General features: G+C 45.0%; 18 protein-coding genes and 1 pseudogene. 5 read left to right on the top strand and 14 right to left on the bottom strand.

Annotated features, from left to right (window positions below; all coding sequences use genetic code 11):
• Positions 1-220: 220 nt before the first annotated feature.
• The 4 genes and pseudogenes from ACFQPF_RS05565 to ACFQPF_RS05550 form a co-directional block, all read right to left on the bottom strand.
• Positions 221-801 (bottom strand): annotated as a pseudogene (locus ACFQPF_RS05565) (transposase); the annotation flags it as partial.
• Between the two features lie 243 nt (positions 802-1,044).
• Positions 1,045-3,870 carry an autotransporter outer membrane beta-barrel domain-containing protein gene (locus ACFQPF_RS05560; protein ID WP_379747414.1) on the bottom strand — a complete coding sequence of 942 codons (2,826 nt, stop codon included), beginning with the start codon at positions 3,868-3,870 and terminating at the stop codon, positions 1,045-1,047.
• 535 nt (positions 3,871-4,405) lie between these two features.
• A complete protein-coding gene (locus ACFQPF_RS05555; protein WP_379747412.1) occupies positions 4,406-5,107 on the bottom strand; it encodes a C40 family peptidase in 702 nt (233 codons plus the stop codon).
• A 601-nt stretch (positions 5,108-5,708) separates the two neighbouring features.
• On the bottom strand, positions 5,709-6,989 hold the full coding sequence (locus ACFQPF_RS05550) for a C40 family peptidase (RefSeq protein ID WP_379747410.1): 1,281 nt from the start codon (positions 6,987-6,989) through the stop codon (positions 5,709-5,711).
• A gap of 248 nt (positions 6,990-7,237) precedes the next feature.
• Here ACFQPF_RS05550 and ACFQPF_RS05545 point away from each other — a divergent pair, with 248 nt between their 5' ends.
• From ACFQPF_RS05545 to ACFQPF_RS05535, 3 genes are all read left to right on the top strand, one after another.
• Positions 7,238-7,972 (top strand): C39 family peptidase, encoded by a 735-nt coding sequence (locus ACFQPF_RS05545; RefSeq protein ID WP_379747408.1) that lies wholly within the window; start codon positions 7,238-7,240, stop codon positions 7,970-7,972.
• A gap of 120 nt (positions 7,973-8,092) precedes the next feature.
• Positions 8,093-8,626, top strand: coding sequence for a hypothetical protein (locus ACFQPF_RS05540; protein ID WP_379747406.1), 534 nt, complete (start codon positions 8,093-8,095; stop codon positions 8,624-8,626).
• A gap of 113 nt (positions 8,627-8,739) precedes the next feature.
• Positions 8,740-9,594, top strand: coding sequence for a hypothetical protein (locus ACFQPF_RS05535; protein ID WP_379747403.1), 855 nt, complete (start codon positions 8,740-8,742; stop codon positions 9,592-9,594).
• Positions 9,595-9,642: 48 nt separating this feature from the next.
• Here ACFQPF_RS05535 and ACFQPF_RS05530 read toward each other — a convergent pair whose 3' ends face one another.
• From ACFQPF_RS05530 to ACFQPF_RS05510, 5 genes are all read right to left on the bottom strand, one after another.
• The gene (locus ACFQPF_RS05530) at positions 9,643-10,644 is read right to left on the bottom strand and encodes an NAD(P)H-dependent flavin oxidoreductase (protein WP_379747401.1); all 1,002 of its coding nucleotides are present in this window, start codon (positions 10,642-10,644) and stop codon (positions 9,643-9,645) included.
• Positions 10,645-10,787: 143 nt separating this feature from the next.
• Positions 10,788-11,225: a VanZ family protein gene (locus ACFQPF_RS05525; RefSeq protein ID WP_379747399.1), complete on the bottom strand. Its 438-nt coding sequence runs from the start codon at positions 11,223-11,225 to the stop codon at positions 10,788-10,790.
• A 329-nt stretch (positions 11,226-11,554) separates the two neighbouring features.
• Positions 11,555-12,499, bottom strand: coding sequence for a polysaccharide deacetylase family protein (locus tag ACFQPF_RS05520; RefSeq protein ID WP_379747397.1), 945 nt, complete (start codon positions 12,497-12,499; stop codon positions 11,555-11,557).
• Between the two features lie 3 nt (positions 12,500-12,502).
• On the bottom strand, positions 12,503-13,843 hold the full coding sequence (locus ACFQPF_RS05515) for a glycosyltransferase family 2 protein (protein WP_379747395.1): 1,341 nt from the start codon (positions 13,841-13,843) through the stop codon (positions 12,503-12,505).
• Positions 13,844-13,861: 18 nt separating this feature from the next.
• The gene (locus tag ACFQPF_RS05510; protein WP_379747393.1) at positions 13,862-14,620 is read right to left on the bottom strand and encodes a glycoside hydrolase family 16 protein; all 759 of its coding nucleotides are present in this window, start codon (positions 14,618-14,620) and stop codon (positions 13,862-13,864) included.
• Positions 14,621-14,842: 222 nt separating this feature from the next.
• Here ACFQPF_RS05510 and ACFQPF_RS05505 point away from each other — a divergent pair, with 222 nt between their 5' ends.
• A complete protein-coding gene (locus ACFQPF_RS05505; protein WP_379747391.1) occupies positions 14,843-15,736 on the top strand; it encodes a PdaC/SigV domain-containing protein in 894 nt (297 codons plus the stop codon).
• A 12-nt stretch (positions 15,737-15,748) separates the two neighbouring features.
• Positions 15,749-16,036, top strand: a complete 288-nt coding sequence (locus ACFQPF_RS05500; protein ID WP_379747389.1) for a hypothetical protein — start codon at positions 15,749-15,751, stop codon at positions 16,034-16,036.
• 106 nt (positions 16,037-16,142) lie between these two features.
• Here the strand turns inward: ACFQPF_RS05500 and ACFQPF_RS05495 are convergent, their stop codons facing one another.
• The 5 genes from ACFQPF_RS05495 to ACFQPF_RS05475 all read right to left on the bottom strand — a co-directional run bounded on the left by ACFQPF_RS05495 (position 16,143) and on the right by ACFQPF_RS05475 (position 19,924).
• Entirely contained in the window at positions 16,143-17,378 is a 1,236-nt protein-coding gene (locus ACFQPF_RS05495) for an aminopeptidase (RefSeq protein ID WP_379747387.1), read from the bottom strand.
• Positions 17,379-17,598: 220 nt separating this feature from the next.
• The gene (locus tag ACFQPF_RS05490; protein ID WP_379747385.1) at positions 17,599-17,841 is read right to left on the bottom strand and encodes a DUF2584 family protein; all 243 of its coding nucleotides are present in this window, start codon (positions 17,839-17,841) and stop codon (positions 17,599-17,601) included.
• Positions 17,842-18,124: 283 nt separating this feature from the next.
• Positions 18,125-18,544 carry a M48 family metalloprotease gene (locus tag ACFQPF_RS05485; protein WP_379747383.1) on the bottom strand — a complete coding sequence of 140 codons (420 nt, stop codon included), beginning with the start codon at positions 18,542-18,544 and terminating at the stop codon, positions 18,125-18,127.
• Between the two features lie 142 nt (positions 18,545-18,686).
• Positions 18,687-19,295: a hypothetical protein gene (locus ACFQPF_RS05480; protein WP_379747381.1), complete on the bottom strand. Its 609-nt coding sequence runs from the start codon at positions 19,293-19,295 to the stop codon at positions 18,687-18,689.
• A 104-nt stretch (positions 19,296-19,399) separates the two neighbouring features.
• Positions 19,400-19,924: a type 1 glutamine amidotransferase domain-containing protein gene (locus tag ACFQPF_RS05475; protein ID WP_379747379.1), complete on the bottom strand. Its 525-nt coding sequence runs from the start codon at positions 19,922-19,924 to the stop codon at positions 19,400-19,402.
• Between the last annotated feature and the right edge of the window lie 130 nt (positions 19,925-20,054).

Raw genomic sequence — 20,054 nt, 5'->3', positions numbered from 1 at the left:
CATGCGGAAAATAAAATAGCCGTAGATCGGATAAGAAATCTATCCTCTACGGCTATTTGTCACGCGCACCGAAGGGTGTGCTTTATTTTATATTTCGGGCTTACAATAAAGTTCATTATTCGGGCTTTTTTTATTCTTTTTTATTATAGGTGGTTTATTTTGACAACAGCGGCCTACTTTTCCCTAATTTCTATTTCATTCTTATCTTCTGCCTCATTAGGTAGGGCCGCATGCGGCTTAACTGGGCAATGGTATAAGCAGAAACCAATCCTTGTTCTGCCATGATTCGGCCAATACGCCTCCTGGACACTTGATGGCCAAGCTTCTTTAACTCATGCTTAATCTTTCGTGTTCCATAATTTTGTCGGTTTTGGTGGAAGATCTCAATGACAAGAGACGTCATATCGTCCTCTGATTTTCTTTCTTTTGCTTCATAATAGTACGTACTTCTTGGAAGTTGCAGGACTTTGCACATTGCTGATATCGAGTATTTGTGTTGATTGTTCTTGATCACATTTACTTTCGTCCTAGTATCAGCGCAGCTTGCTTTAAAATGTCGTTCTCCATTTGAAGCTGCTTATTCTCTTTCCTTAATTGATTCAGCTCTTTTTCTTCTGGAGTTAAATTATCTTTTTCTTTGAATGAACCGGACTTCTCCAACTGATTGACCCACTTGTCCAAAGATGATGGAGTAAGGTCATATTCTCGAATAATATCCTTCCTTGGCTTTCCGGTCTTATACAGCTGAACGATCTGTTGTTTAAATTCCGGAGTGAAAGTCCGGCGTTCTTTTTTAGTCATCGTAGATTCTCCTCTAATAGATCTCTGTCTCTGTAGTCTACTTGACCTTAAAATTTCTGTCTAACTGAGTGTAGCCGATACAAAATGACTCATTTATATTATCGCTTCTATGAACACCTATCAAAAAGAACCACAAAATGACTTTAATGGTCATCTTGTGGTTCTTTTAGTAAGGAGAGGGGGTGCTAAATTAAGATACATAATTGATCCTTAAGTTTAGCACAAACCCTAACTTCTATTTAATTACTTGACTAAAGTTACAGTAATTGATACTGGAGCAGCTAACAAATCAGCATTAGCAGAAGTTGAAACTGTTGGAACTACAATTGTTACACTTCCTGTTTTTGAAGCATCAGTAAGTTCTAGTACTCCAGCATTATTTGTAACATTACTTAAGTTAGTTAGAACTGGAGTAGAAGGTACAACTGTTAATCCGTTCTTTAAAAGATCAAGACCATTTGCAATGTCATAATCCATAGTTTTTCCGAATTGATCTTGTACAGTTAGAACAGGGTTTAGCGCATACTTTGTTCCAGCAACATTAAGTTTACCGAATAGAAGTTCATCTACTGATACAGTTGTTCCACCAAGAACTGATAGGTCAACAGTACGGTTAGCAGTATTAACTGCTGCTTTAGTAGCTACAGAATCTGTATTCTTGTAAACAACATCTAGAGTATCTACAGCAACTCCACCAACTTTTGCAATAAACTTAACTGTTCCAGTGTTAGTAAGTTTATTAACAGCATCTGCTGTTAAAGCGACAGTTCCTGTGGTTGATGCATAAGATACAGCATCAATGAAATCTTGATCTTTAATGTTAGATGTAGTAGCAGTAATTACTGCATCAGTACCTAATGTCTCAGTGCCAATAACATTGCCATACTTGTCTAACTGCTTTAGAACAAAAGTTACTTCATCATCAAGATCTACACCAGTTTCATTAGCATCATTATCAGCGTCTAAAACTGAGTTTGAAGATGTTAAAACTAAGTCATACTTAGCAACAGCACTATCAAAGTCACTAGCAGTTACAGCGATTGATTTTGTGAACACAACTTTACCAGAAGCATCCTTAAATTCTACAGTAACAGTGGTAGAACCTTTAATACCATTTTGTGCTGGTAATGAAACAGTTACTTCACCGTTGTCAGCAACAGTTGCCTCAGCAACACGAGTATTCCCAGACTTAACGCTTAGTTTGCTTCCATCATCATACGTTACTACTGATGCAGTATCAGCTTTAGATGGATCAATATTAGCCGGATAAACAATGGCATCTCCATACTGATCTTTCAGAGAAAGAGCTACTGTCTCAGTAGTTGTTATAGCATTTGTAGATGTATCAAGAGAAACTTTATTGCTGCCAAGAGTTCCTTCTGCAATCTTTTCATTGGCAATAACATCAAATGTTACAGTTGTTTCAAGATCCCCAACTTTAATCTTAGCTTGTGCCTTACCTGTAGTAATAGTATTGATTACAAATTGACCGTTAACTTCAGTAACGTTTGCAACAGTTGGTGTTAAATTTGTAATTTTAAAATTCAAAGGAGAAGCTACTGGGCTTAAAAGAACAATGTTTCCATCAACATCTTTAGCAAATAGATTTAGAATTTCCCCATTTTCGTTAACTTTTAACGATGAGTCTAATTTATTTGCTTTCTTTGCAGTTTCATATTCGGTTGCTTCATCACCTAGTGTCAATGCTCCGATATGAAGTCCATCGAAACCAGCTACTTCTAGTTCTGGTGCAATATCAACTTTAACTGCTCCAGTTGTTGCCAATACTTCAGATCCATCTTTCACTTTGATTTCAACATAGAAAGATTTAGTAACAGCAGTTGTTACATCACCTGTAGTTGTATTAACTGCAGAGTCTGTTGAAGCGATTTCAATGTCAAGTGTGCTGTTCTCTAGTACAAGACCGTTTGTATCTTTAACAACTACTGCATCAAGAATGCTGTCTCCATCATAGAATTTAGTTTTAGATAATTGTACTGTTTTTACAGCAGCAATTTCATACTTAAATTCTACAGTTGCAGCTTCTTTCATTGCAGTACCAGTAGCAGATTTCACACCATCTACTGTTACTTTATAAGAATCGTTATCGATTAGAGATTGATTGAAAGTTAACGTTACTTCCTTTTTGTTAGAAGGATTAACTTCAGCTTTAATTACTGTTACGCTTTTGTCTACGGTAAAGTTGCTTGCTGCAACCTCACCGATCTCTCCAGCGAAAGTTACAACTGCTTGAGTAGCGTTAATCGCACTTACAGATTCAACCTTTGGAGTAGCAAGAGCTGCTTTAGCTGCAACAATCTTAGCTTGAGCTGCATCGATCTTAGTTTTAAGACCAGCAATTTTCTCGTGTCCAGCTGGTAGAGATGCTACTGCTGAGTCAGCTGTTGTTTTAGCTGCTTCTGCTGCTTTTACAGCGTCTTCTGTCTTCAATTCAGCAACCTTTGATTCAAGAGCTGCTACTGCATCTTCAGCTGCTTTTACTTTAACTGCTAGGCCAGCTGCTTCTTTAGCTGCTGCAACGTGCTTAGCAAGCTCTGCACCGTGTGCGCGGAATGCTGCACGTACAGCCGGGCTGTAAGCTTGGTTGTAAGAAAGCTCAGCTGCTGCGATTGCATCTTCAGCACCTTTAAGGTTTTCTGCAGTGTAAGTAGCTTCAAGCTTTGCTACCGCAACTTTAGCAGTGTTAGTCGCTGCTACAGCTGCAAGGAACTTTTCACCGTGACCGATTTTGTCTACAGAAGACTGAAGTTTAGAAGTGTAAAGGCTTCTTTCTTTAGAAGTCTTTAGTGTTTTGATAGCTGCTTGTGCTTTTGCTACTTCTGATTTAAGTGTAGCAAGGCGAGTCTTAGCAGATCCCCATACTAGGTTTTGAGCATCATCAGCTTGCGTACGAGCACGAAGAGAAGCCTCAGCTTTCTTTGCGTTAGAAACAAGCTTATTTACTTGTGCTGCCGTGTAAACTGCTGCGTCTGCTGGAGCTGCTGCTACGAATGCGCTAGCGGCAACTGATCCAGCTGTTGCGATTTTGAACATTTTCTTTGTGTTCATTTTAAAATTTTCCCCTTCCTTATTGGACAATTTATTTTTTTAAAAACTAACTCCAGATTCGATGGTTTCCCTATGTATATCTGAAAATAGTCTTAAAAAACGTGGTGATGTTCTTGCTGCGGTGTATTCCACATCATATACAAGTAGTACAAAACTATTATATTAAAATAGTAACATATTACCTAAAATGGAATACATTTCATATAATAATACAAAATCTGATAAATTACTAGCATTTTTTTGTAAAAATGAAGTAATTTTTGTAATTCGAGGAGAAATCAAGAATATATTTTACTAGTATTATTTCTAGTAATCTTGTCCTTGTTTGTCGCTCAAATTATTTATCGGAGAATAACGTTTAATGTTTAGTGTTTTTTTATTTTTATTGCGAATATTTTTTATTTCCTTTTTGTCGACTTCTTCTATATGCCAGTGGTACGTGCATAAATGGCTATAGATCACCCTTTACTAGACAAAAAATGACCATAAAAAGAGCACCTGCGATCTGCAGGTGCTCTTCATTCTTTCTATTAACTTACAATACTTTTTTCGCTCCCATATATCGTGGGTTCCAGTAGGAGTTCCCCATGCTGTCGATTTTCACTTGGCTGCCGGCTGCATGAATAATTCGGCTGTTGCCAAGATAGATGCTGACGTGCGAGACGTCGCGCTTGCCGTTGCTGTTTGTATCATAGAATACAAGATCGCCTGGCTGCGGAGTCATGGCTGGTGTGCCTCTTTGGAACATTTCACGTGACGTTCGTGGAAGGCTGACTCCCTGCTCGTTCATGACGTAGCGGACATATCCGCTGCAGTCAAATCCAGTAGATGGGCTCGTCCCTCCCATGCGGTAGCGCACACCTTGAAGGCTCAACGCGAAGTCCGGATCGAAAGAGGAAGCAGCTGCCACTGGCTTCAGACTTTTAAGCGTTGCGGCCTTCTTCGTGATCGCCTGAATTGTTTTCGTATCAGCGACTCCGGTTACTTTCAGCTTGTTTTGTTTTTGAAACCCGCTTACGGCCGTTTTCGTATATGTACCATAATAGTTCGTATAAGTAGGATATGTAAAATGCCCTGTTTTCTTTAGTGCTTTCTGTAGATCGGTTACATCTTTATGTTTCACGCCATAGCTTAGCGATTTGTCTCCCAATTTTGCTTCAGCGAAAGAAGGTTGTCCTATTAAAATGGCTGCTGCCAATGTTAATGCCCCGATTGTTTTTGTGTAAACACGCTTCATCGTTATATGCCCCTTTTTCCCTAAAATTCTACAAGATCTTTCATCTCTTTGTATTTTATGGAATACTGTGTTACAAATCTAGTTAATTTGTATTACAGTAATGTTACATTTTCAGATAATTTGTATTATTTTACGAGAAAACGGGTATTTCATAGGAGTTAAGGTATGTCTAATCGCACCCCACCCTATGCCTTTTGATGCAATAAATACTAATCTTCTTTTCTTTCATATAGAAAATAGCCAAGGGCAACTCATGTGATTTTGAGTTGCCCTTGGCTTTTGGTTTTGCCTTTATTGTTACTCGATTTTTTATAACAAAGCTATGGAAAGAACTATGAAACGATTCATACACGCCCTCTTTAAATGGGTGGATTGGAGCGTAAGGGTGCGAGACTCCTCGAAAATGAACTTCACATTTTCTTCGTGCGATGTCTTGCTGCTGCAGCCTTCCTTGTCCTGCGGGACGAGTGGGCAGGTGAGACCCTTAATGTCGCTTGCGACGAAGGGGCTCACCGCCCGCCCCGCGGAAAGCGAGTACCCTGGAGCGGAGATCCACCCATCCTCTTACAAAGTGCTTTATATACATGGTTGTTTTTTTCTTCTATTGTATAACACGTCCGGCACCAATGTACCGTTCACTCCAATACTTCGAGTTCATGCTGCTGATCGTCACACCGGTGTTGGATCCGCTATGCACGAACTGGTCGTTGCCAAGATAGATGCCGAGGTGAGAGGCGCCTGGCTGATACGTTTCAAAGAATACAAGATCTCCGACTTCTGGTGTGTCCACTTTGGCGACGGCGTTCCACATTTGCCCGACCGTTCGCGGCAGCTTCACGCCTTCCTTCGCGAAGACATATTGAATGAAGCCGCTGCAGTCGAATCCTGCTGTTGTCGATCCGCCCCACACGTAAGGCGTCCCCATCAGTTCGGCCGCATTGGCGATTACGTTAATCGCGAGCTCCTGTGACACAGGAGGAACAGACGGCGTTGATCCGAGTTTCTTCGTTTCTTCAGCTGTGATTCTGTCGCGCACCTCTTTTGTCACGATGCCCGTAACCGGCAGCTTATGGAACTTTTGAAAACTTTTCACCGCTTCTGCTGTTATCGGTCCGTAATATCCCGTGATTGTCGGGTATGTATAGAACCCTAAGGTCTTGAGCTGTGATTGCAGCTTGGAGACGTCCGCGTTTTGCATACCGAGCTTCAATTCTAATGTTGCCGGCTGAGGTGCGGGTGCTGGCGGCTGGGCTGGTTTCATGGGTGCAGGGACCGGCTTTGGCGCTGGCGGCTTCTGTCCTGTGTTCAGCGTCGTCTTCTTTTTTACTTCCGCAGCAATTTTACTCGCCGTTACTGTATCCACGACCGCCGTTGCTTTTAGTTTGTGCTGCAGCTGAAACTTGCGCACCGCTTCGGCTGTGACCGATCCGTAATATCCGGTCGTTTTCGGATACGTGAACAACCCGAGAACGCGCAGGTTGTTTTGTAGCTGCTTGACCGCATCGCCTGTTGAGCCCATCTTTAACAACGGCTTCACTTCAGGCTGTTTGTTTTCGTACGTTGGCGGCGTTGGCGCGCTTTTTTTCGCCAGCAGGACACTGTACGTCTGTTTGCCCGCGATGCCGTCTGCTGTCAGCCCGTTTTTCTGCTGAAATTCCTTTAGCGCCTTTTGCGTCACCGGTCCAAAATAGTTGGTCGTCTCTTCGTGAAAATAGCCTTTTTCCTTCAGCTGTTTCTGAAGCTCCTTCACGTCAGGATGAGACGTTCCAAGGGTCAGCGTCTGGTCGCCTAATGCCGCCTCTCCGATTAGAGGCACAGCCAAAAAGGCGCCAGCGAACGTGGACGAGATGATAAAGCGCTTGATAACCTTTTTCTTTCTCATTTGTTACCTCCCTATGAAACCATATTCTCTTATATCGGCATACAGCTGCAGCATATTAATAGGAAAAGAGCGGCATCATTTAGTCTGTTTTTAGAAATTTCTACAAATTAATGCTAGTTCCTTCCTTTTTCTACAGTTCCAATGGAGGATTTTTCGACTATTTCTTTCATAGGCAATTTCACCTATGAAAATCACGTTTTCTGTCGATAATAAGAATAACAACATCGGTGAAGGTAGGTGATGCGAGAATGGGTAAGAAAAAGGCCTTGCTATTGGTGCCCGTATTTATGGCTGGCGCGCTCGTCGGGGTTGTTCAGAACGAAGATCAGAAAACGTATGTGGTGCACGACTCCTCCTTCATCACACCAGTAATACCTGCTGTGAAAAGTGAGATTAAGCTGAACGTACCCCGCATAGGGCAGTATCCAGAGCTGCCGCGCGGGTGCGAGGTGACCTCCCTTGCTATGCTCCTTCAATATAGCGGTGTGTCTGTGGACAAAATGCGTCTCGCTAAAGAAGTGAAGAAGACGACCGAGCCTTACGTAAATAAGGACGGTGCCGTTTCTTATGGACATCCGAACGAAGGCTTTGTCGGGGATATTTATTCACTCAACAACATGGGTTACGGCGTCTATCATAAGCCGATTGCGATGCTCGCAGAAAACTATACGCCAGGGAGGATTTTGGATCTCACGGGTGCGCCTTTTTCACAGGTGCTATCGTCATTACAAGACAACAAGCCTGTATGGATCATCACAAACGTGACGTATGATGTGCTTCCAGACAGCGAGTTCCGGACATGGCAGACACCACAGGGGATAGTGAAAATTACGTGGAAGGAGCACTCGGTTCTCATCACAGGCTACGATAAGGAATATGTCTATTTTAACGATCCGCTGCTGAAAAAAGAGCGCGCACCAAGGGATAAATTCATCGCCGCATGGGAGCAGATGGGCAGCCAAGCCATCACGTATAGCGACTAATTTAAACACCTGTTTAAGCAGGTGTTTTCTTTCGTAGTAATATGGACACATCCACGACAAAATTTTGTCGAAATTCCAGTTTTTATCGTGTAATATAGTGTTGAATGGGGGGATTTAGAAATGAAGAAAATATTTGTTATTACAGGGATCACAGCCGCTCTTCTCCTGCTCGTTGGCGGAGGCTATGTGTACTACCTTTTCAATATAAAGACCGTCAAAGTGACAGATGAAAAGGTAAACGCAATCACGAAGAGCGACTATAAAGTGAAGGTGCCGAAAAAGGTGGAAAAGCCGAAGCCAGCAACCGAGCAGGAAATTATCGCAAAGTACACGCCAGCCTTTGAGGGTCTTGAGGCTGAGGCTGACAGCAAAATAGTGCAGGTTGTCGAGGTTGCGAAGAATGAATACATCCAAAAGAAAAATGCGGGCGATACTATTTCATACAAATATTTCGCGTTAAAATACAAATCGGCAGCCGCCACGCTCGAAGAAACAACCGATAACGCTTTTTATGAAATCTACAACTCGATGAGCGATGAACTGCGCAAGAACGGGCATTCCAACACGTCATTGCAGCAATTCCGCGACACGTACGAAGCGAAAAAAGAGGCGCGAGAAAAAGAAATTTTGAAAAAAGCGATGGAGTATTTGTAAACTCTCTCTTTTTTACAAATTATGCTATGAAACTATTGTCGAATATTGTATCTGTTGGTACAATGAGTAAAGTGAAAAAATAAGTAAAATATTACTATACGGGGGCTACATCAATGAAACCGGCAACAAAGTACATAGCAGTTGGTTTAACAGCACTTGGACTAATCGGTTCTGGAACCTTTTATTTCATAAATCATGAAACAAAGGTCGCTGACAACAAAGCTAAGATCACATCTGAGAAAGAATCAGACAGCAAGAAGTCTGCACAGAGAGATGCTGCGAAAAAGGATGGCAGTGCGAAAGCGGACAGTGATGCTTCTGGCAAGAAAGGCGCGGAAGGCAACAGCGGTTCTGGTGAATCAGTTGGTGCTGCTGGAGAAGGCGCGGCGACGGCATCAGCTGGTACTGAAGGATACACGGCCGGTGGCAAGATCAGCGGCTACACACTTACGTCATCAGGTTCTATTTCTGGTGGATCTGGTTCAGGTTCAAGATCAGAATCAGGTTCGGCAGGCGGCGGATCGTCAACGGTTGCACCAAAGCCAGCGGGTAACGGCGGCAAAACGGATGATTACGACACAACAGCTGGCGTATCTGACGAGAAAAGCCGCAAGACGATCGAGAAAATCAAGCAGAACCATCTGCCAGCCTTCTTGAACCTGCAGGCAAAAGCAGATGCCGAGATCAACAGCATCCTAAACGCAGCATCGGCTGAATATCAAACGATGAAAAACAACGGCACACCGATGTCATTCGACTATTTCATGAACAAGTACGAACCCCGCGCTTCCGCAGCGGAAGCGAAGATCGATGGTCAATTTTTTGATGCGTACAACGAAATGCGCGATGACTTGATCCGCAAAAAGGTGTCACCTGCCGCAGCGGACGAGTTCCGCCAGGTGTACATGGCTGAAAAACAAGCACGACGCGATGCGATTTTGGCTCAGGCATCTGCATTGTTTAACTAAATGAAAGTAACGAACAGGTGTCCCCAAGTCAGGAGGCACCTGTTTCGTTTATTCCACGCTGTTCAATTGAGACTGGCGCGTGTTTCTTTTATATGAAGAAACGTGATTCAATGCGTCATCATACTCACGCTCGAGTTTCTCGACGATTTCCTCCACCGGCTTCACGTCCTTCACCGCGCCTACTCCCTGCCCTGCTGACCAGATGTCTTTCCACGCTTTCGCTTTTGTTTCCGAAAACGACAGATCAATCGTTTCCTTTCGCTTCAGCTTGTCCAGATCATAGCCCGCCTGCTGCAGGCTAGCTGTGAGGTAGTTGCCGGAAATGCCGCTGATCGCGTCAGTGTAGATGATGTTCTCGAGTGTCGATTGTATGAGCATCTGCTGGTACTCGGTGCTCGCAAAGCTTTCCTTGGCGGCGATGAACGAGGTCCCCATATACACTAGGTCCGCTCCCATCACCTGTGATGCAAGAATGTCCGATCCGGTTGAAATGCAGCCGGCAAGAATGACTGTGCCATCATAAAATTCTTTGACTGCCGAGAGAAACGCCATCGGATGAAGCGTCCCGCCGTGCCCTCCCGCTCCTGTACAAACAAGGATGAGTCCGTCGATGCCTGTTTTCGCCGCTTTTCGTGCATGGTCGAGGCTGATCACGTCCGAATAGACGAGGCCGCCATATTCATGGACCATTTCGGCCACGCTTGTCGGGTTGCCGAGTGACGTGATGACGATCGGCGGCTTATATTGTTTGATCAGCTCCATATCCGCTTCAAAACGCGTGTTCGTCTTGTGCACGATCAGGTTAACCGCCCACGGCGCGATCTTAGCATCCGGATCATTTTGCTTCGCGCTATCCAGCTGTTCCGTAATCGTTATCATCCACTGCTCCAGCAGCTCGGACGTTCGCGCGTTTAACAACGGAAACGAGCCGATAATGCCCGATTTACAGCTGTTGATCACAAGCTCAGGACTGGAAACGAGGAACATCGGTGCATTAATAACCGGCAGCGAAATGCTGTCTGCTATTTGGTGAGGCAATCTTGACGTCATAATTTGTCCACCTTTCAAGGATAGTGTCTTATAGACTGTATTCCACAAAGGTCGATGATTTCCTTTTCAAGATGATTATTGAGGTATAGGATTGCGCGATTGCAGTTAATGAACGAAAAATGCCCCCTAAAGGATGAAGATCTTTAAGGAGCATTCGTGTATGTCGTTTCTTTGTTCACTCGTCTCGCTGCATACCAGACAAAGCAGGCACACGCACCGGCGGCATCAATCGCTAGATCATACACCGAGCCGCTGCGGCCTGGAATAAAGGTCTGGTAGTATTCGTCCATCCCGCCGATCAGGATGGTGATCAGCCAGGATAACAGACACGCTGATCTTAAGTGATGCGGAAAGCTTGTGACAAACGCTTTACAAAGTATGATGGACAGCCCGCCATAAAAAAAGAGATGCACCCATTTTCGGGCAGCGGCATTCCAAAAATCCATCTTCTCCCCTGCTGCCGATTGCAGCAGGAAGCTGGTATGCTCGCCGGTAAAGTACGATGGAAAAGCAAAATAAAGCATGATAAACGCACAGCTCAATGATAGATAGATCGTGTTCATCATATTCTTCAATGTCATGTTGTCTCCCCTTTTTACAGAACATTGTTACCATTATGAGGAGAAAACAACCGTTTCATACGGCATTGTATTTAAACACTTGTTTAAAATAGATACTTGCTGATCATGAAAATGATGACCGCCCAGACTGGGAGAGACAAGCCTACTCCCCACAGACAGCCTTTGGCAAATTTCGGTTCACTGTTCATACTGCTACCACTCCGCTCACTGCGTCATATAGCTATTATATCGGACGGTAATCGCAAATATGAAGAATGCGAACCGGGGTCCGGTACACTTTTTCCACACATGCTGATACAGCTGGATGTATGAAAACGTGTACCGGACCCTCACTTAATCATTTCCTTAAACTCCTCAAAGGTTGTGGTGGAAAGAATTTGATAGCGGGGGATTTCGTAGATGTGGTCGCCTGGGCGTGCTTTTTTGTTCTCGGTTGTAAACGCCATCGTGAGCCCTGTTTTTCGCAGCGCATCCATTGATTTCACCGTATATTCTCCGTATGGATAGGCGAATGCCAGCTTTTCTCCGCCAAGCTGGAAAATACTCGTGTTTGTATCCCGTACGATCTCTTTTTCCGATTTCGTCACAAGATACGACATCCTCTTGTTCGTGACGTCCTTCCCTCTTTTGTGATAATCGAACGAATGACTTTGAAACTCGAACACATCACAAGACCTTTGCATTTCTTGTATGCTGAAATACTGCACATACTCTGGCGTGTAATCGGCGACCCGCTTCGTTATTTTCGACGTAATGATGAAATTCGCAGCGTGAAAACGGTATTTTTTCAATATCGGATACGCTTCGATATAATTGTCTTTATAGCCGTCATCGAACGTCAGGACCACACTCTTTTCTGGAACCTTCAGCCCTTGCTCGAGGAAATGGTACACCTCTTTCAAACTCAGAGATGTGTAGCCTTCTTCTTTTAAATGATTCATCTGTGTGGCGAACTCCTGCTTCGTGACGACCATGAGATTTCTTTTCCCTTTTATCATGTGCGTGCTGCCAAGGTCTTGTTGATCCACAATTCGGTGGTAGGTCAGTATCGGTACAGCGGAAGCGTGAGGACCTGTTGGAAAGCTGCGAATCTCACGGTCTGATCCGCTCACACAGCCACCTAGCGGCAATGATTCGTCTGGCGGAAAGATTTCCTTGTTCTCAAGCGCGAGAAGGTTGTACTCGTCTACGGCAAACAGAAAGCCGAACCCGATCGCACCTAGCACCGTGAAGAAACCGGCTGCCACCGCACATTTTATCAATAGATGCCGCATGATTTATACCTCCTTCCAGCTCACCACGCCCGTCCTCTCCATCTTGTCCCACGTCTTCGGTTTGCCGAAATACGAAAGAGTGCCATACACCACAAAGGAAAGGTTGATCATCCGGAAAATGAAGATCTCAAACGGCAGAAACGCCAGGATCTTCACGATGTCCCGTTTCCGAAACACAACGCCATGCATGCTGCTGACAACAATGGTGGTCAAGCTTTGATACGTGAACAGAAAGACTGCACCAAGGCCAAGCAGGACGAGCAGGATAAAGTGGCTTTTATAAAAGAGTAAAACGAACGGTGCGATGACGACGGGAAACGCGTTCAACGTGCCGATGATAAATTGGTCGATCAGAAAGAAGATGGAAAAGCGCGCTGTGAACTTGCGAAAATAGCAATCCTTATAATAGAAAAGACAATCGATGAACGCCTTTTGCCAGCGGACACGCTGCTTGAACATATCCTTAAGCGTTCCCGGACATTCGGTATAGCAGATCGCATGTGGCTCGAAAGCGATTCTTTCGTTCTGGTTGTTCTCTTTTATTCGTTTATGAAGCTTCAACGTAATGTCCATGTCCTCGCCGATCGTTTTCCGAAAGCCGCCGATCTGAAACAGGACCTCACGGCGGAAAGCGCCAAACGCACCGGCAATCACGGTAATCGCTCCAAGTGCCGCTTGCGCACGCTTATGCAGGTAAAAGGCGGTTAAATATTGAAGAAACTGAAACCGAATCACTCCGTTAATGTTAAAGGTTGGCCGCAGTTCACGCAGACTGCCGCCGCTGAAGCCTTGGGTAATCAGGACATTACCGCCGCAGGCAATCACCTTCTCATCCTGAAAGTTTTCGTTCATCTCCATTAACGAATCGGGTGCTAAAATGCTGTCCGCATCGAGTGTGACGACGAGATCATGCTGGCTGAAATTGATGCCGGCGTTTAACGAGTCTGCTTTCCCGCCATTATATTTATCGATCACGTATACGTTTGAAAATTTGGAGGACCTGTAATAGCCGCGGATGATTTCATGAGGAAGCTTCTGGCTGAAAGGCTGCGACACAGCCTCAAGATCGAGCAAGACGCGTAAATAGTCCATCGTGTTGTCCGTAGACCCATCATTGATGATGATTAGCTCGGCATGTTCGTAATTCAGCTGCCGGAAGCCAAATACGCAATGACCGATGACTTTTTCCTCATTATAAGCGGGCACAAGCACGGAAAAGCGGTGCTTCACAGCGGACGGCAGTCTGTTCTTCTTCTCGTTCTTAAACAGAGGAATCAAGATATACAACGTCTGAAAACCGACAAACGCGAGAAAGATGAATAAGCTGATATATAGGAATAACATCGTCCACTCCCCTTGCTGTTATTTTTGGTAGATTCTCACGTAATCGATCAGCATCTCTTTTGGATACGCATCTTTCGGATTGGGATCTCCGGGCCAATTGCCGCCGATGGCTGTGTTCATGTATAAAAACAGTGGCTGTGATGGACTGAACTTGGTCGTTTCAAACACCTTCTGGTCGTCCACCGTCCACGTGATTTTGTCCTTTTCCCAGATGAGGCCAAACCTGTGGAAGTCTTCGGAATAGTCGGTTTCGCTTGTATACTTCGAATAATCCCTTTGCTGCCGGCCATTCTTGTCGATCCAATGGACGACCTGATGCACGACGTTCGGCTCGTGGCCGAGGTTTTCCATCATATCGATCTCGGGCAACCACTTCTTTTTCTGTTCGGTGACCAGCCAGAACGCCGGAAACACCCCCTGCCCTTTTGGCAGCTTGGCACGGATCTCCACTTTTCCGTACTGAAAGGAGAATATATGCTGTGTAGTAACCGCACCGGATGTGTACGTTCTGCCTTTAAGCCGTTCTCGTTTGCTGGTGATCTTCAGGAATCCATCACTGACCGTCACATTCTCAGGTGAATAATACTGCCATTCATTGTTCTTATCAGATGCCCAATCCTGGATGTTCCAATTGTTTAACGAACCCGACTGCCTGAACTCATCGTTCCAGACAAGGTGATACCCATCACTCGTTTTCGTGTGGACCGCCACAGGAGTGCTGTAGCCCATTGCCGGAATGATGGAATGCAAACCAAGAACAATCCAGAGCCACCGCATCTGTTGTCTCCTCCTTTCATCTGGCTTGTTCTTTCGTTCTTTAAAAAGAACGCACAGGCGCAAAAAAACCAAACGCAGAAATCGTTCTTTAATAAGAACATACCCGTTTGAACCGTATTGTAACACGTTTGATATATATATTGTAATAAAATGTAGAAATGTATTTATTTACAACTATATTCTCGTTATAATTTAGAAGAAGTTGGAAAAAGGAGGAATATAATGGTAAAGTTTTTGAAGTTCCCTTTCGCGTTGGTGATACTTTTCGCTCTCTGCTTCTCGTTGGTAACTGGGCAGTCTGAAGTGATCGCAGCTGCTGCCTCAAAACCTGCGGTAACATTAGAAAAAATTAATGTCCGCAGCGGTCCGGGAACGAATTACAAGATTATCGGCAGCATGGCTAAGGGACAAAAGGTCACGGTGTACAGCCAAACGAAAAGCGGCTGGTCAGAGATTCTGTACAACAAGAAAAAAGCCTATCTGTCTACGAAGTACCTCAAGTTCACGCCTGTTGGTGTTCAGGTGAAAAAGCATTATTACAATAACATCAAGGAGCTTTCGTACCCTCAGGTAAAAGGGTTGGCGAACAAAGAAGCGGAAAAGAAAATCAACGCCAGTCTGCTGACTGAAGCGGTATTGTCCTATAAAGCGTACGTTCAGACAATGGAAAATGAAAAGGACATGCAAGATGATGAGCTATGCACAGATTTAGGATTTGCGTGCGATTTTGACTATGAAGCGCACTACACCATTAATTACAACGACGGCAAAACGCTTAGTTTGTTGATCTATAACTATATGTATGAAGGCGGTGCGCATGGCATGGGCGGCGTCACTGGCAAGAACTTCAGAGTCGCGACGGGCCAGGAAATCAAGCTCACTCATATTCTGAACACATCTGCCAAAATCAGCAAAGTTCAGCAATACGCCTTCAACTATATGAAGAAGCACCCTGAAACCTTTTATGTGACAAAGGCATCTCATGTTCCTATTAACAAGAACACGACCTTTTACTACGGCCATGACGGGATTTATTTAAAGTTTCAATCCTATGAAGTCGGTCCTTACTCATCCGGCTATCCGGTTGTCAAAATACCGAGTTCGGTTTATCGATAAATGGGAGGTTTTATGGAACCAGTCATTGGATGGCTTGACCCAGAAGGGACTTTTTATGAGTGTAAATATGGGGATCATAAAATTTTGGCGCAAGAATTAACAACTAACAAAGTTGCGTCTTCTCCACAAGATGATTTGTGGGAAAGGTCGTTTATCAATATTACCACTGATGTAATTGGTTGGAACTGCCAGAATAAACCAACAGACCAACAAATAGCTTGGCTATTATCACATGAGCAAAACTTTGATTCCGGACAGCTCGAAGATCTTGCAGAATGTCGAGATTTCTACAAGTTTTAAGTTATTTAAAAACCCGCAAGATGTCCATCTGGAATGGACTTCTTGCGGGTTTTGTCTTTTTGGCGTACCGGACCCCGAACGTACCGGACCCCGAACTTAATGAAAGTTACTCTGCCCAGTTGCCGTCTACGAATAGCGGGATGCGGCGGCCGTCTGCGTACTCGGCTTCGATCTGCAAATCGGCTGATCCAATCATGAAGTCGGTATGGCCGCGGCTTTGGTTGACTTCTTTCGCCTCAAGCTCATCCTTGCTGAGCGAGCCGGCGCCTTCTACTGTCATCGTGATGGCCATTCCGATCGCGAGGTGGCATGATGCGTTTTCGTCATACAGCGTGTTGTTGAACACGATGCCTGAGTTTGAAATCGGTGAGTCATGTGGAACGAGCGCCACTTCACCAAGATACAGCATGCCTTCATCGATGCTGAGCAGCTGCTTGAGTGTGTCCTCGCCTTTTTCCGCTTTGTATTCGACGACTTTTCCGTCTTTAAACGTTAAGCTGAAGTTCTCGATCATGTTCCCCATCGCCGATAATGGCTTTGTGCTGGAAACTGTTCCGTTCACGCCCGTCTTGAGCGGAGTCGTGAATACTTCCTCTGTCGGAAGGTTCGGGATGTAGTACGTGCCAAACGTCGAGTGATGGCCTCCCCCTACCCAAACGTGATCCGGGTGAAGGTCGATGCTTAGCTCTGTCCCTTCTGATTTATAATGAAGCGTTTTGAACTTTTGCTCATTCAAATAATTCATTTTCTCAGTCAGGTTGCCAACATGCTCTTCCCAAGCGGCAACTGGATTTTCCGTGTCGATGCGCACTGTTTTGAAAATTGCTTCCCAAAGAGCATCCAGTGCTTCTTTTTCATTTTTATCCGGAAAAACAGACTGTGCCCATTCCTTCGTCGCCGCACCTGCGATCGCCCAATGAATATCGCCGCGAAGCTGTGAGGCTGAGAAATCATGCAGCTTCTCGCCGCGGTTTTTCTGAGCAAGCATCATGCGCTGCGGCGGAATGCCTTTAAAACCGTTCGGGTCAGATCCTGTTACCATCAGCAACGCATCATGGTTTTCAGCCAAGCTGTTGTATTTATCGATCTCCCACTGCGGCAGATCATCGGCGAGGACATCCTCTGATGCTCCGAGCAAATGATAACGCTTCGTTTCAATGTCTCCCCAGTCCACGAACACCTGCTTGCAGCCTGCTTCATACGCATGCTTCACCACAAGGCGAGTGAATTCAACCGTATCAATGGATGTATTAATCTGTAAGCGCTGTCCTTTTTGAATATTAAGACCGACCTTGACCACAAGCTCAGCATACTGATCCAGCTTTTCCTCAAACGTCTTCATGTGCTTAGCCCCCCTTTAATATGTATCTAAATACAGTATACAATCACTTCCCATAAAAAAGAAATAATAAATAGACTGATTAGTTTTTTTTTTCTTTATTTTTTTAGTGGGTTTTGTATGAAACTCATTTTTGGGGTCCGGTAACGCCCTTTAAGATTTGCTTTGTGGCGCAGTCTCCCCCTCTTGGGGGTACGGTACCCGCCTCCCATACTATGGAACGTTAATTCACGGAGTGCAGGCTCTCCAAATCATACACGATTGTTGTTTTGCCGTTTTTGAACGTTAGCTCCCGCACGACAGCCGTACCGGCTTCGCCGCTTTTTTCATTTTTGCGCACATTGACCGGCACATCGAGCAGGAACAGCTGATAGCCTTCGAGATTTAGTTCAAACAAATTTCCTCCGAGACGCTTCTCTTTTCCGTTCGTCACAATCGTCCCTTGCAGTGTTAATGGCATAGGCATTAATCAACACTCCTTCGCTTATATAGATTACTAGTAGAATACCATCTCACGCACGAAGAATACACATTTACCGCCCGTTGCGGTGCGTAATCCGCACGCATAGCTGTTGTGACTAACTAGCAAACTCGTTTATTACCAAACTCTTAAAGTGGCTTTCATTCTTTATTTTAAGAACACGGCAGAACTCGTGAAGGATTTCATGCTGTGCTTCTTCGGTAAAGAGATTGTATCTGCTGCAATACGAAACGATCGTTTTCGTATCAGGGTAGCCTTTTTTAAAGGTTTATTCGTTGTCATCGTTCCCGTTGTTTCCTTCTGCATACATCAGGGTTAAACTGTTTTCCACCTCGTCAGGAGTCAGATTTGCCAATTTTCGGCCTTCGATGTTCGCTCTTAGCTCGGACAAGAGAATCAGGGCGGATGCTTTTTTATTGCCGCAGAAGCTTAATAGATTCTGCTTCGCCCGATTCCATCCGGTTTCCCGATAATGGATATGAATCAGCTCATGCGCGATTACGAAGGTGATCGCTGCCGGTGGAAGTGTCTCGTTCTGTAGCAAGCCGCTTCGTAAATAGATCGTATTCCCCGACGCACGAGCGCCTGGAACACGGTTTTTTTCTGTTTTGAGCTTCACCTGCTGCGTCATTTGAAGCTTTTCTGCCATATGACACATTTGGTTTATATACTGTGGATTTATTCTCAAGCTGCTGCCCCCCTCACTAACGCACACTATTAGGGGTCCGGTACACCATGTCATACAATGCTGATGTATTCACGTTGTTATCTCTTTCGTACCGGACCCCAGACGGTGTTGGACCCTCAACGTCCCCGGCCCCAGACGGTGTTCAAAGGCTATCCGTTTCCACCAGTTCAATTAGGGTTCTTTCTTTTTCGCCTTTTGCCTGGCTTGTCGTTTTGATCATGCCAACCTCTTTGGCATAGTAGGTCTTCTTCTTTAACCCCGTTTTTTTATCCACCGAAACCACGAGAACACACTCTTCAAATGTGCCTGCTTTTACTTTTACTGTCTCGTTTGTGCTGACCACATAATGGCTCCAGCCCTTTGATTTCCACTTTGTTTTGTTCATGAGCAGAATCTCGCCATCTTCTGTTTCCAGCGATGTTTTGGTTACCGTGTATTTGACAATTTGCCGCTTCACGTCATTACTGTTGGAGGCTTTGTCAACATTCATTTTCTGCACGAGGCGTTCCGTGGGAGAGGTGCTCTTCGCAGCTGATGTGGTCATTAACGTCGTCTTGTTCATGCCCTCCTCAAACGGCGAAACGTATTCATTAACACTTTCAGTCTTCTGAAAAAATGCAGTGACGTCCATATCCACTTTTGACGCCTTGGACGACTCTAACGACTTGATATCCGTTTTGTTGTCATCTGAGCATCCCGCGAGCAGGACAGCCACCACGAGCAATCCTAGTAAAATTCGTCGTTTCAACATGATAGATCTCCTTATCGTGTATTGTTAAACCTTAACAAAAGCAGCGAATGTCCACCTTGGATGGAATTTCGCTGCTTTTTGTCTTTTTGGCGTACCGGACCCCTTTACTTCCCTGCCAGCACGTCCACGAAAGCTCTCATGTAGTCGGGGAGATCGGGTGGGCGGCGGCTTGATACGAGGTGTCCGTCAACGACGACGGCCTCGTCCAGCCACTCGGCTCCGGCGTTCTCCATGTCATCGCGGATGCCTGGTGTGCTTGTCACTTTCTTTCCTTCCAGCACTTTAGCCGAAATGAGCACCCAGCCGGCATGGCAGATCTGCCCGATCGGCTTCTTCTCTGCTTCCATATGACGCACCATCTCCAGCACCTCAGGGAAACGGCGCAGCTTGTCCGGTGCCCAGCCGCCAGGTACCAGAATAGCATCGTAATCCTCTGCTTTCACGTCGCCGAACGCGTAGTCGCTCTCCGCTGGCACGCCGTACTTGCCGATGTACGTCTCTCCTGCCTTCTCACCGACTAGATCGACCACCGCACCTTCTTCACGCAGTCTCAGAACCGGATACCAAAGCTCCAGATCCTCGCAATCGTGATGCACTAGGCTTAAGACTTTCTTGCCTTTCAATAACATATACACCAGCCTCCATTATTATGGTTTCCTCCCTATCGTACCATGTGTTCTGCTCAAAATAATAGAATAAGCAGCAAATGTCCATATGTGATGGACGTTTGCTGCTTATTGTCTTTTTGGAGTACCGGAC

It is taken from the genome of Fictibacillus iocasae (assembly GCF_042665465.1).
Taxonomy (GTDB): Bacteria; Bacillota; Bacilli; order Bacillales; family Fictibacillaceae; genus Fictibacillus; species Fictibacillus iocasae.
The sequence above is the reverse complement of the archived record's forward strand: the minus strand, read 5'-3'. Positions and strand labels throughout refer to the sequence as shown.